Source organism: Desertivirga arenae (genome assembly GCF_017355785.1).
GTDB lineage: Bacteria > Bacteroidota > Bacteroidia > Sphingobacteriales > Sphingobacteriaceae > Desertivirga > Desertivirga arenae.
In genome coordinates this window covers 153,006-167,211 of record NZ_JAFEWE010000010.1, presented here as the reverse complement: position 1 = coordinate 167,211, position 14,206 = coordinate 153,006, and the positions used below count along the sequence as shown (strand labels likewise).

Annotated in this window: 8 protein-coding genes; 7 read left to right on the top strand and 1 reads right to left on the bottom strand. The window is 38.8% G+C overall.

Annotated features, from left to right (window positions below):
* Nucleotides 1-22 precede the first annotated feature (22 nt).
* A complete protein-coding gene (locus tag J4N24_RS18605) occupies nucleotides 23-955 on the top strand; it encodes a dihydrodipicolinate synthase family protein (RefSeq protein ID WP_207535221.1) in 933 nt (310 codons plus the stop codon).
* 146 nt (nucleotides 956-1,101) lie between these two features.
* Nucleotides 1,102-1,257, top strand: coding sequence for a hypothetical protein (locus tag J4N24_RS18600; RefSeq protein ID WP_207535220.1), 156 nt, complete (start codon nucleotides 1,102-1,104; stop codon nucleotides 1,255-1,257).
* Nucleotides 1,258-1,302: 45 nt separating this feature from the next.
* Here J4N24_RS18600 and J4N24_RS18595 read toward each other — a convergent pair whose 3' ends face one another.
* Nucleotides 1,303-2,193: an AraC family transcriptional regulator gene (locus tag J4N24_RS18595; protein ID WP_207535219.1), complete on the bottom strand. Its 891-nt coding sequence runs from the start codon at nucleotides 2,191-2,193 to the stop codon at nucleotides 1,303-1,305.
* A 280-nt stretch (nucleotides 2,194-2,473) separates the two neighbouring features.
* Between J4N24_RS18595 and J4N24_RS18590 the strand changes: the two genes are divergently transcribed.
* From J4N24_RS18590 to J4N24_RS18570, 5 genes are all read left to right on the top strand, one after another.
* Nucleotides 2,474-4,078, top strand: coding sequence for a fucose isomerase (locus J4N24_RS18590; protein ID WP_207535218.1), 1,605 nt, complete (start codon nucleotides 2,474-2,476; stop codon nucleotides 4,076-4,078).
* Between the two features lie 119 nt (nucleotides 4,079-4,197).
* A complete protein-coding gene (locus J4N24_RS18585) occupies nucleotides 4,198-4,884 on the top strand; it encodes a DUF3826 domain-containing protein (protein WP_207535217.1) in 687 nt (228 codons plus the stop codon).
* Nucleotides 4,885-5,218: 334 nt separating this feature from the next.
* Nucleotides 5,219-8,509 (top strand): SusC/RagA family TonB-linked outer membrane protein, encoded by a 3,291-nt coding sequence (locus J4N24_RS18580; protein ID WP_207535216.1) that lies wholly within the window; start codon nucleotides 5,219-5,221, stop codon nucleotides 8,507-8,509.
* Between the two features lie 20 nt (nucleotides 8,510-8,529).
* Nucleotides 8,530-10,530: a RagB/SusD family nutrient uptake outer membrane protein gene (locus tag J4N24_RS18575; RefSeq protein WP_207535215.1), complete on the top strand. Its 2,001-nt coding sequence runs from the start codon at nucleotides 8,530-8,532 to the stop codon at nucleotides 10,528-10,530.
* Between the two features lie 439 nt (nucleotides 10,531-10,969).
* Complete coding sequence (locus J4N24_RS18570) at nucleotides 10,970-14,191, top strand: SusC/RagA family TonB-linked outer membrane protein (RefSeq protein WP_242691723.1); 3,222 nt, start codon at nucleotides 10,970-10,972, stop codon at nucleotides 14,189-14,191.
* Nucleotides 14,192-14,206: the final 15 nt, after the last annotated feature.

Below are 14,206 nucleotides of genomic sequence, written 5' to 3'. Positions count from 1 at the left end.
AAATATTATTATAAAAATAAGAATGGAAAACTCACAAAAAGGGTTCATCCCGGTGATGCTCACGCCCTTTAATAATGATGGAAGTATTGATTTTGATGCACTTACCAAGCTCACTGAAGTGTATCTTGAGGCAGGGTCAAAAGGGCTATTTGCGAATTGTCTCTCGAGCGAGATGTTTGAGTTGACTGATAAAGAACGAATTGATGCAATTAAGCACGTAATAAATGTTGTAGATGGTGCAGTGCCTGTGGTTGCTACAGGAACCTTTGGTGGGCCTATTGCTGAGCAGGCAGACTTTGTTAAGAAAGTAAATGATCAGGGCACCGAAGCTGTAATTTTAATTACCAGCTTATTAGCTGCCGAAAATGAACCTGATGAGGTGTTTAATGAAAGGGTGTTTGATTTGTTGAATGCAACGGATGACGTTCCTGTTGGTTTCTATGAGTGTCCGGTGCCTTATAAAAGATTACTATCTCCAACTCAATTACAGAGCTTTGTATCTACGGGCCGGGTGATTTATCATAAAGATACAAGTCTTGATATCAATCAAATTAAAGAGAAACTAGCTTTGACCGAAGGGCATAAGTTTGGCCTTTACGATGCTTATATGGTTCATGCAGTTGATTCCCTTAAAGCTGGTTCTGCTGGTCTTTCCTGCATACAGGGCAATTATTTCCCGGAATTGATTGTCTGGTTATGCGATAATTATAACGAACCCGGCTTGGCAAATGAAGTGCAACGGGTGCAGGAGTTCCTTATCGAAAACATGGATGTGATGCACAACGTTTACCCAATTGTTTCGAAGTATTTTTTACAAAAAAGGGGACTAAATATTTCAACTTTTACGCGGAGAAAAGTAGGTACTTTCACACCAGCGATCACTAATGAGATTGAAGTGCTTTACACGAATTACAATCGCCTGCAGAACGATTTGGATTTAAGAGTAGCTATCTAATAGCCGGGCCATCCGACGCGATAAAATTAAAAAGCCCCCGGTAAGTGTTTAACTTCCGGGGGCTTTTTGTGCTCTTTTGGTTATGATGGTTCTTATAAAAAATTTCCATTGAAGAAGTTAAGGGAACATCAAACCGGGGATTAGCGATGACGATACCCCGGGTATATCTTATTACTATCACCTTGCTATCTGCTAGCTATCTCCTTGCTGAAATTAACAAGCAGAGAGATCCCCGATACAACCCAGAGAGATGGGGGAGACATGGCGAGTATACCGTTGGTATCCCTTTGGTATATCGTTAACTTCCTTATCGATTTGGATTCTCGGAAAAATTTCATGCAGCCTGGTTAAGCAGCATGATGCTTGACTTTATTCAAATACTTTCTTTTGTACTCCAAAGGAGTAATACCTGTAACTTTCTTAAAGTGCCGGTAGAAGTTTGATACATTATTGAAACCACAATCGAAGCATATTACTTCTGTTGGAAGCTTGTCTTCGATCAAAGACCTACATGCATGACTAATCCTGATCTCAATTAAGAAATCGTAATAAGTCTTTTTCGTCATTAGCTTAAAATACCGGCAGAAGGAGGTAACGCTCAAATTGCTTATTGCAGCAATTTCTTCCAATGTAATATCCTTTTTATAATGAGCGAGTGTGTAATTACAAACTTTATTTAATCTAAGGGTATCAGATTCGTTCGATTGATAAAATGCACTCTGACCGTTTACAATGGTTTTGTGATCATCACTCTCTGCTAACGTCTTCAAGATAGATAGGAGAATAATAATCCGGTCCATATTGGTGGCATCAAGAGCAGAGTACATTAATTGAATGATCTTTTCTTTTGCTGGGCCCTGAATGATTAATCCGCTTTTAGCCTTTTCATAAAGTTTTGGGATCATATAAGCTTCAGGCAAAGTCCATAGGAATTTACCGAGACAGTCTGGAAGGAAGTGAAGGACCATTGCTTCTACCTCCATTTCAGGGTTATTTTGAAAATATTCTTCCTTACATCTCCAGGTATGTGGCAGATTCTCTCCTAAAAGGACAATCTCCCCGGGCGAAAAGTTGCTGATATTATCTCCGATGAAACGCACACCTTCACCACGTATGATATAATGTAACTCCAATTCGGGATGATAGTGCCAGATAGTACCAAAGTTTGGTTTGGTATCATGCCGAATGCTAAAAGAACTCTCAAGTTTTACTGGAACTTTATGAAATAGAGGCTTCATAGTTGATATAATCTAACATAGACTATCTGTGAAAAGATAATACAAAATCAAAAACAGTATACTTTTATTGGCTACAGATTCAAATGTAAAAAAAGAATCTTACTCATGCTAAAATCCTACACTAAATTGATAAAAAACAACAGATTTCCGGTCGGCTGTTTCTGCAACTTTGTTGAGTTAATAGGATAACAACGCAAAATTATAAACTTACACTCAACCGTTTTATTGTACGATCTAATGCAACCAAAGTGTTACAAAGGAGCGTAGTTTTAAAGAAATTATGAACACAGAAACGAAAGAAGTTCTACTTGTTGCCAGTGGTGATTTAAGACTTTCAGCTAATCAAAGCTGTTGGGCTGCCCAGGCAGAAATGGAGGCATTACTAACCGCTGCAGTCGAAAAGCAAGGCTGGAAAGTAAAGCGTGCGCATCCTTACGATGAGGTTAAAAAGCATGGTTTTATTGATTCCCAAAAAATGGGAATAGATGTTTTCCGTTCAATTGATCCTTCACAGCCTCTGATTGTTGCTGAAAGTGTGTGGCAATATTCTCACCATGTTCTTGCTGGCTTAACTACTCACAAAGGTCCAATCCTGACTGTCGCCAATTGGAGCGGTCAATGGCCAGGACTAGTTGGAATGTTGAATCTGAATGGCTGCCTTACAAAAGCTGAAGTAGAGTACAGTACTTTGTGGAGTGAAAACTTCAATGATGATTTCTTTAAAACTGCACTGGAAGAATGGCTGACTACAGGGAAAATAAAGCATGATAAAAGTCATGTGAAAAGTTTCGACCTGGTTAAAATTCCTTTTAATGATGAAAAGTTAGGTCGTGATTTTGGTCGTGAAATCAAACAGAATAAGGCCATTATGGGGGTTTTTGATGAAGGCTGTATGGGTATGTATAACGCTATAGTTCCTGATGAGCTTCTTCATAAAACTGGAATTTTTAAAGAAAGATTAAGTCAGTCTGGCCTATATGCAGCAATGCGGAACGTAAAGGACGAAGAGGCTAAAGCTGTTCTTGATTGGTTACTACAAAAAGGAATGAAGTTTAGCTGGGGTACTGATGAAGCTACAGAGCTGACAGAAGCACAAACCCTTGAGCAGTGTAAGATGTACATTGCAGCTACCCGGATAGCAGACGAGTTTGGCTGTTCCACTATAGGTATCCAATATCAGCAAGGTTTAAAAGATCTTACCGTAGCCAGCGACCTTGTGGAAGGGTTATTAAATAACCAGGATAGACCTCCGGTTTATTCAGAGAATGGTAATGAATTATATGCAAATGATGCATTACCTCATTTTAATGAAGTAGATGAATGCGCGGGTATCGATGCCTTCGTGACCTATCATTTATGGAAGAAGCTAGGCCTACCGGGCGAAAACACGCTTCATGATATCCGCTGGGGTGAAAACTATAACGGCGATTTTGTATGGGTGTTCCTTATATCAGGTGCAGCCCCGGCAGCTCATTTCATTGATGGGTACCAGGGCGCCAGCAGTGATCGTCAGCCGCCGATGTACTTCCGCTTAGGCGGTGGTACTTTAAAAGGAATAAGTAGACCTGGTCATATTGTTTGGAGCAGAGTTTACGTTAAGGACAGTAAACTACAATGCGATTTAGGGGTAGGGGAGGCAGTACAACTGCCAGAGCAGGAAACACAAAGGCGCTGGAATGAAACAACTCCTCAATGGCCTATCATGCATGCTGTATTAAAAGGTGTTAGTCGCGACCAGATGATGGCGAGGCATCAGGCTAATCATATACAAGTAGTGTATGCAAATGACGAAGCATCAGCGCACCAGGCTTGTCGCGTAAAAGCGGCTGCTCTTGCAGAATTAGGAATTGAAGTCCATTTCTGTGGTGACGTAGAATTAGTATAAAAAACATAACAAAATGAGATCTATTGCAGTAAAAGGACTAACCAATTACTCAATGATCTCATTTTAATTTTTGTAATACCATTATATCAATTATTTAATATTCCGGATTCGTGATTAAGATGAAATCAACAATTAAACCATTATTAGTAGCACTAGCACTCACCGCTTCAACTTCCAGTTTTGTTTTTGCACAGTCTAAACCTTCTGTGGCAGAATATAGACAGGTTGTAACAGGACGTGCAGATAAGATTGTAAAAGGCTTGAGTTTAGCAGATTCTACAAAATATTTTAAAGTTCGTGAAATAATAGCAGATCAATACGTTAATCTCAGTACTATACATGATGCCCGAAATGCTAAGATTAAAGAAGTAAAGGAAGCTAATAAAGACAATAAAGAAAAGTCAGCTTCAGAAGTGAAAGCAGTGGAGTTAAAGGCTGATAAGAAGTTGGCAAAGGTTCACAAATCGTTTATTAAAAAGTTATCCAAGCAACTTTCTGCTCAAGAAGTAGAAGGAGTTAAAAACGGCTTGACCTACAATGTATTACCGAATACGTACAGGGCTTATCAGGAGATGTTACCTAATTTAACAGAAGAGCAAAAGAAGCAGATATTAGCATGGCTTACCGAAGCAAGAGAGCATGCAATGGATGCAGAATCTTCTGAAAAGAAACACGCCTGGTTTGGAAAATATAAGGGAAGGATCAATAATTACCTTTCTGCAGCAGGAATTGATATGAATAAGGAGGGAAAGGCATGGCAGGAAAGAATTAAGGCACAAAAAGCTCAGCAAACTAACGTCAACTAGGTTGATGTTAAGATCCTATAAGAGTAGGAGAAAATACTATATAAAATAGCTGTTACAAGCCGCTATTTTTGATAATGTAGTAGAAAGCCAAAGTGAGAAGGATCTTCTTGAGTTTAGAAGTACAGCGAACTGCGGGAACGATAAACACTAGTAAGAATTTTTACTAGCCGATTAATAAACAACACGCTCTAATAATTATGAATTTATTTGTACTCTCCTCCGCCTGAATTAGCAAATTTTCTTGGTTTTAGATTTTTTAATACCCGTTATGATCGCCCGAAACGATGGTGATGGGATAGCTATTTTTTTAAAAGTAATAAACTAACAATAATTTATGAACATTTTGCTTCAAACGCAGCACTACTTGGGTAGGAGGTCAAGATTGGCCTGTACTCCGTTATTAGCGGCGATGCTTCTCTCTGCAACGGCATATGCAGGTCCAGCACAACCAGTTGAAAGAATTTCAACAGTAAAAGAATCCGCAAGGGTCAACGTAACTGGAACGGTAAAGGATGATAAAGGTCAGCCGTTACCGGGAGTAAGCGTGAAGATTAAAGGTACTACTACTGGCACATCAACAGATGTTAATGGTACTTTTAGAATCAACCTACCTACAGGCAATGAAACTCTTGTATTTAGTTTTATAGGTTTTAAAACAAGAGAGGTTGCAGTAAACGGACAAACAACTATCAACGTTTCACTGGCTGAAAGTACTTCAGAGTTAAATGAGGTAGTTGTGGTTGGTTATGGAACCCAAAAGAAGATTCATGTAACATCTTCTGTCGTAAGTATTAACGCGAATGAAGTAGAGGAGTTGCCGTCGACAAACATCGGCGCAACCTTGGCAGGTCGGCTTCAAGGCGTGGGAGTTTCCGGTGGTATATCACGTCCTGGTTCTAAAGCAACAATTACTGTTAGGAACCCTGTAGGGTCTTATGGTAAAGATGCTGGTAGCCCGCAACCTTTATATGTTATAGATGGAGTAATTCAGGTAGATGGTAAAAATTCTCCTGATGCCACTTTGTTCAACAACCTAGATCCTGTTGAAATCGAAAGTATTTCCGTTTTGAAGGATGCTTCAGCTGCAATTTATGGTTCAAGAGGAGCTAACGGTGTTATTTTAGTTACGACTAAAAGAGGAAAAAGCGGTAAACCGAGAATTAGTTACAACGGTTCGTACGCTTTAAATGATGAAGCCTATAGAACGAAGATGATGAATGCTTATCAGTTTGGTCAGTATTTCAATATCATGAATGGTGTTAATGGGGCGAATTCCTTACCAACTAGTAATACATACAAAAATAATATATTCACTAATGACGAGTTAGAATATTTTAAAGGAATTAATAATGATTGGTTGAGTGATGCCTGGTCTTCCAGCTACTTAACAAGACATACTTTAAGTCTAAGTGGGGGAGCTGACAAAGCCACCTACTTTGGTAGCGTTGGTTATAGCAAGCAAGATGGTAATATTGGAACGACTGACTACAATAGGTGGAACTTTAGAGCAGGAACTGATGTACAGGTTGCATCTAATCTAAAAGTGGGACTGCAGGTTTCTGGTAATGAGGATAATCTAAGCAAAACTTTTAATAAGGTATCTGGTGAGGGTGTAGAGGATGATTATAAAAATCTCCTTTTGACTCCAACTTATGTTCCAATGTACATAAACGGAATGCCTGCCAAAATTCCTGGAACAAATAACGATTTATCCATGTTCCATTTTTATGAGTTACAGCGTCTAGGGAATTTAGCTGTTACTGATACAAAGTTCTACACATTTAATGTAACAGCAGAATACAAAATTCCTTTTGTGGATGGATTGAAAGCACGGGCGATGTTTGCAAGAAATTCTTCAAGTTCTGTAGCATCACAAGTTGGAACTAAGTACACTATTTACCAATTTAAAGGAACTGGTGAGCATGAGCACATTTATGATGAAAATGCTACTGTTGCTCGCGAAATTTCAGCAAGTAACGGTAACAGGATTTATTATTCTAATTTTAATCAGAAAAATACTCAGTTTAACTTCTTATTAAATTATGATAAGACGTTTGGTAAACACTCTGTTAGTGGACTTGTAACTGTTGAGCGAGGTGAAGCCGAAAATGAACAGGAAGATGTATGGAAAGCTGATCCCCTTCAGCAAACCAATGGTCAGTTTAATACAGCTTTTGGGGCATTAGATGCTAGAACATCATTTAATGAATCTGGTTCCTTAGGTTATATCGGTCGTGTTAATTATGCTTATGCAAATAAATATCTTGCCGAATTTTTATTCAGATCTGATGCTTCAACTAAATTTGCTCCTGAAAATTATTGGGGAAGATTTTATTCTGGTTCACTAGGATGGGTAGTTTCCGAGGAAGATTTCTTTAAAATTCCCGCGGTTAATTACCTAAAGGTTCGTTATTCAACTGGTCTCTTAGGAAATGATCAGTTTACAGCTTGGCTCTGGCGCCAGAGATACACATTCCAAGAGGGCAAAGGTGGGGTTTTTGGCGGTAATACCAACACCTCCACTGGTATGAAGATGGAGCAGTCTCCTAATCGGAATGCCCAATGGTCTAAGGAGTTCAAAAATAACTTAGGTATTGATGCTAGATTTTTGCGTGATAGATTATCCGCAACTGTTGACGGATATTATAATAAAGCATCAGATGTTCTTATTGCTAGGACAGCCCTTATACCCGTTACAGTAGGAGGTTCGGTAGCATCAGAGAATTATGGTAAAGTTGATCAGTTTGGATGGGAGCTGGAACTTGGTTGGAATGAAAAAGTAGGAAGAAACTTTAATTATGGCATAAGTGCAAGATTGAATTGGGCTGATAATAAAGTTAAACAGATGAATTTCAATCCTACTGATATAATGTACCCATGGAATGCACAACCAAACCAATCTGATGATAACGGAAAGTGGGGATATGATTATCTTGGAATGTTTAAGACCCAGGAGGATATTGACAATTACGTTAGCCAATATAACATCACTTCAGTTAATTTAAATAATACTACAGTGTTAGCACGGGAATTCAGACCAGGGATGCTGTACTACAGAGATGTGAGAGGCGCTCTACAGTCTGATGGAACGTTTGCAGGACCTGACGGAATTATTGACGCTAATGATCAAATTCAATTAGCAAAAAAAGCTAGCAACCATTATGGCTATGGCTTAACTTTAAAGGCTGGATATAAGAATTTAAGCTTCGATTGCGTTCTTGCTGGTAGCTTCGGAGGCTGGTCTGAAATCTCAGAAAGAAAGAAGCTTAACAATGATATTAGCAGAGTCTTTGCAAGTCTTCCTGAAATTTGGGGTAATATCTATGATCCAGTGCTGAATCCTTCTGGTACAATGCCAAATCCTAACTGGAGTAGTATCTACGATGTTCCATCAGAATTTTGGAGAGTAAGCTCGTTTAGAATGAGAATGACCAGCTTTAATTTGAACTATAGCTTACCAAAAAAGGTAGCAGAAAAATTGCGTGTTAGTAACGCACGTTTCTACTTAAGTGGACTGAATCCTTTTAATTTGTACAACCCTTATAGTTACAAGGATCCATCTGCGGCGTGGGATGCATATCCTAATCTAAAAACTTATTCATTCGGAATGAATTTAACTTTGTAATAGCTGTTTACAGAATAAAAATGAAAACTCGTAAAATTATATATATGCTTCTTGCTGCTTCTTTAGTAGTAACAAGCTGCAAAGATGACTTTCTTGAAGAAAAGAAAGATTATAATGGGGTAAATGAGCAGGTTTTTAAGGACCCTACCTTAGCTAAAGCTTATGTCGATTACGTCTATGGTCTGTTTTTACCCGCAAATAATGCTCAATCTTTTATTATCAGCCAGGCAGCAACCGCAAATGGCGTTTACAATTCTCTTTTTACTCAAACAACTGAGGAATTAGCTGGTGAAACAGATTGGAACAAAGAATGGGCGCAGATCTCTTATCTTAATAGTCATGCTAATCAATATTTTGGTCAGCGTATGACAGATGGAATCGCCAATAATACTTGGACAAGGTTAAAGCAAATCAATCTGTTTTTAGCTGAAATTGACAAGTATGGTATAGATGAAGCCACAAGAAATCAGTTGAAAGGACAGATGTATTTCTGGAGAGCCTGGCAATACTTTGAGTTATGGCGCCTTTATGGAGGAGTACCATTAGTTCTCACGCCTCAAAATCCTATCTCTGGTGAGAGCGATGCTAATAGTGTTCCCCGTAGTTCTTCCTCTGCTACACTTGAGCAAATATGTGCGGATTTAGATCTAGCTACGCAATTGTTACCTGGAAAATGGGCTTCTACGACTGATTGGGGACGTATTACCAGCGGTGCGGCAGCTGCTTTAAAAGGTAGAGCTTTATTAACTTGGGCCAGTCCATTGTTTAACCGGAATGATGATGTGACTCGTTGGGAACGGGCTTACAATGCTAATGCAGCCGCAAAGAAATTACTTGAAGATAATTCCTTCGGATTGTATAAGACTGGAAATCTGGCTAATGCTGAAGCCTGGGGAAATATGTGGTTCCAAGAAGTAAATAATCCAGAAGCCGTAATAGTGTTTGGTTTTAACAATGGAGCTATTGGTGGTACTACAACAAAGAATAATGGTTGGGAGCAAGCTATTAGACCGAGAGATTTACTGGGAAGTGGATCAGTTTCTCCGACTAGGGAAATGGTAGACGCCTTCCCTATGAAAGATGGAAAGAAAAAAGAAGATTTAACTTCCACATATGTCTATTCCATGAATAAGTTTTACAAGGACAGAGACCCAAGGTTTTATAAGACCTTCGTCTATAACGGAGCAACTTGGGCACATGGAGCTAATGCTACATATAGACACTGGACCTATGTTTGGAAGAAAACTGCCTCTGCAACTTCTTATAATGGTACTACTGAAACTCTAGGTGCAAATAGTAGTGGTATTTATTTATGTAAAGCAAGCAGTCCAACAGCCTCTACAGGTAATAATGGAAATTTCAATCAAAGCGGAACAGATTTCATGGAGTTACGATTTGCTGAAGTTGTTTTGAATCTGGCAGAATCAGCCATCGGAGCTGGTAAGCTTGATGAAGGTCTAACACTTATAGAGTCTATTAGGCAAAGAGCGGGCGTTGAAAACAAAGATGGTCACTACGGATTGACCGCAGCGGTTGGAAACAGAAATAAATTATTTGCAGCTGCTCTAGATGAAAGAAAAGTAGAATTTGCTTACGAAGGAAAGCGTTTCTGGGATTTAAGAAGATGGATGCTATTTGATGATACCTATGGTACTGTTTCTCGTTTGGGTTTTTCACCTCTTAACGGAACAAGAAGAACAGGTTATACTATTTCAGTAAAGAAATTAGATGGAACAGACTACGTAGGAAATGCAGATCCTTTAATTAAGCCTGCTACAGGAAATGCTCCATTAGCTGATCGTAGTACTACTCCTATAGATGAGTTGTACGACAAATACTTTAAGGTTTCGATTAAAGATGATTTGGATAAGACTAATCCGGCAAATTGGAAGTTTACCTGGTATAAAGAGTATTACTTCTTCGGATTACATCAAAATATCCTTACTGGATCTCCTTACCTTGAACAAACTCAAGGTTGGAACAGCTTGAATGGAGCTGGTACCTTCGATCCTTTAAAATAAATCATGCTATAAATTTTTTTCACGGCCGGATCATTTGATCCGGCCGTTTTTGTTTAATTCATGAACCTTTCCTTACTCACTATCCAAAGAATTTCTCTTATATATCGGATGGCGTGGAAAAGAGTAAAGAATTCTGTTGTTTGCTAACATCCTACAAAACATTGAGAAAATTCTATACTAAAATTGTGTTCCAACACCTTAAGTTTGAGATAATAACTAACTAATAAAAGAGGTTAAGAGTGTGTTTTGTCACTTTTAGCGTAACCAATAAAAACTATTAAGAGATTTTCTGAGCTGCTGACGTTTTGATGCTATATTGGTATTAATACAACATCTTACTCTCATTGTCAACTATTCAATTAGTGCAAATGATTGTTATGTTTTGTATCTATATCAGCTGCCCTTGACTTCTAACCAATAAACAAACTAACAATAAAATATGAGTGTACAACTACAAAGTCAGCGATTCTCTCCAATAAGGATGGCACGACTAGCTTGTGTTCCCCTGATTGCAGCGATGTTGCTATCTGCAACAGCTCGTGCGGGGGAGGGCAATTTTGAAGGTGCAGATACGGAGCTAAGAGAGGCATCCAGGGTAAATGTCACAGGAACTGTAAAAGACACGAAAGGTCAGCCTCTGCCTGGTGTTACTGTAAGAATCAAGGGGACGAATACAGGTACAACCACTGATGTTAATGGTATTTACAGACTGAATTTACCAACGGGTAATGAAACATTGGTGTTTACTTTCTTAGGTTTCAAGGCGCGAGAGGTAAAGGCAAATGGGCAGACAACCATTAATGTGAGTTTGGATGAATCTGCAAGTGAATTAAATGCCGTTGTTGTAACCGGTTACGGAACTAAGAAGAAATCTGAGATTATTGGCTCTGTTGCAACAATTTCTGGTGAAGAAATTCAAGATATTCCTGCTCCGAACGTAGCTGCTGCCTTAAGAGGAAGGATTGCCGGACTTGGTGTTACACAAAGTTCTGGTAGACCTGGGAGTTCCATAACCTTAAATATTCGTAACGCTACTGCTTCTGGTTCTGTTGCTGGCGCGACTGCGGAGCCATTATATATTATCGATGGTATAACAGTGAATAAGGATGCTTTCGACAACCTTGATCCTTCAATGGTTGAGAATATGACTATCCTCAAAGATGCTTCGGCTGCTATTTATGGAGCTTCCGGTGCCAAAGGGGTAGTCTTAATAACTACAAAGAGAGGAAAGGCAGGGAAGATAGGGATAAGTTATAATGGTTATGTTGGGGTGTCAGATGCATCAAAAACACCAGAAATGCTTTCTGCTTATGATCATGCAGCCTTGTTAAATGAGACTTATAAAATTAGTAATGCCGCTACTTCAGATTTCTTTACTGAAGCTGATTTAGAATACATTAAAACACTTAACTACAAAAGTTGGTACGAGGAGTTGTGGCAGTCCTCATTAACTCAAAGACATAATTTAAGTGTTTCAGGTGGCAGTGATAAAGTGACATTTTTTGCAGGAGGAAGCTATTCAAATGAGAATGCAAATTACGCAGGTGCCCAATATGATAGGTATTCTTTCAGAAGTGGTTTAGCCGCTACAATGGTTAAGGGGCTTAAAGCAGATATTGCATTTAACGTCGATCACAATGTTCAACTCACAAATCATAATTTTTCTGATAATGATGCAACTTTTTTTGAATCCATAATTGTAACACCGCAATGGATACCTATTAGCATCGATGGCAAACCTGTAAACCATGTTGCTAATAATTTAAGAAATCCGCTCGGGCAAATTGAATCTGGCTACTTCGACAATAGGAAAAATGCTGGCTATAGAATAAATGCAAGCTTAAGTTATGAGCCTGCTTACTTAAAAGGTTTTACTGCAAGGCTACAAGTTTCCCAAGGTAGTAATCAATCTAACTCACGTCAATATAATGCTCCATACAGATTATATAATTTCGTAAGGACAGGTAGTAATAACCAATTCTGGAGCAATGAAATTCCTGCAACTTCACCGTTTGTTGATATTGTGGCTCCACAAGCTGCTACAATGATTCCAGCGCTCTCGGGTTCCAATAGTTATCAGGGTTTCTTTACCCTTAAGTATGCCAATACTTTTGGCGCCCACACTATTGATGCAACTGCAGGTGGTGAACAAACTGTTTCCTATTGGGAAAATCTTTCAGTCAAATTTTCGAATCAGCTGATTCCGGAAAAATCGGATTGGTGGGCTTTTAATCCTAGTACTTTGACGAGGGAAAGCTCGGCTATTTTAGAAACGACCAAACGTTCATTTTTTGGCCGTTTAAGTTATGATTTTAGTAAAAAGTATTTATTGGAGGCGGTTGCACGTATTGATGCTTCTTCAAACTTTGCTCGTGGAAACAGATGGGGAGTGTCGCCTAGTATTGGTCTTGGTTGGATAGCCAGCAATGAAAATTTCTTTAAAGACAATATATCCTTTATCAATTTCTTAAAATTCAAAGTTAATTATGGAATAACGGGAGATGACCGGGTCGGTGATGCAAATAATCCAAGACTGTGGCAAGAAAGGTATGCTGTAGATGCGACGAATGGCTACCTTTTCGGAACAGCCAATAATGGAAACGGTCTGAATCCATCAAGTTTTCCTAATCCTTTAATTACATGGGAAAAGAAAAAAACCTTTAATGCCGGTTTTGAAGCTTCATTCCTTAACAGCAAAGTTGATTTAGGGGTTGAGTTTTTCAGAAATAAAACTTTTGATGGGTTTGACAGAGGTGCAAGTAATTTATACCCGCTCTACGCAGGTTTCACCCCTCCTGTGGTAAATTATAGAGAATATTATAATTGGGGCTCGGAATTTACGGTCGGTTACAAAGCTAAATTGGCCAGGGACCTGAATTTGAGCACTAGTATAAATTTTGGTTGGGGCAATTCTGTTGTGGATAAAGCCATTTACACTCCCGGAGATCTTTATAAAAATCGCGTTGGAGATGATCCTGTTCTTGTTGGTACTGATCCAAGGGTATACAACGGTTCAAACTTCGGATTAAGATATAAAGGTATTTTAAGAACAGAAGCAGAAGCGGAGGCTTTCAGACAAGCAAATCCTAACTATAAAGTTTACAACAGAATTCCGGAAGTAGGATGGTCCTATTACGAAGATACGAATGAAGATGGTGTCATTTCAGATTTGGATATGGTGCCTTTATTTAAAAATACGAATTCATTCTTCTCTTCAGGTATTAGTGTAAATCTTAATTATAAATCTCTAAGTCTCAGTACAAACCTTAATGCACGGTTGGGCGGAAAAGTATTTTACGACAGTAAAGCCCGGAACGCACCGTCGAGAACAAGAAATGTGCTAACAATTTGGAAGGATCGTTGGACTCCTGAAAATCCAAATGGCTTCTATCCAAGATTTGATGATCCAACGATTGCAAAGAACTCCGATTTCTGGGCAGTTGATGGTACTATGATTAGGATCAACAATATGACATTGAGTTATCGTGTTCCCGCAAAGTTTGCAAGTAAGTTAGGTATGAGCAATTTACGTCTCCTTGCAACTGGAAATAACTTATGGACAATCGTAAATCCACTTCCTTATAAGGACCCGTATACCTCAAGTGGTTATGATTATCCTATGTTAAGGACAATCTCAATGGGTTTAAGTGTTAATTTATAAAATCTGGGCAATGTT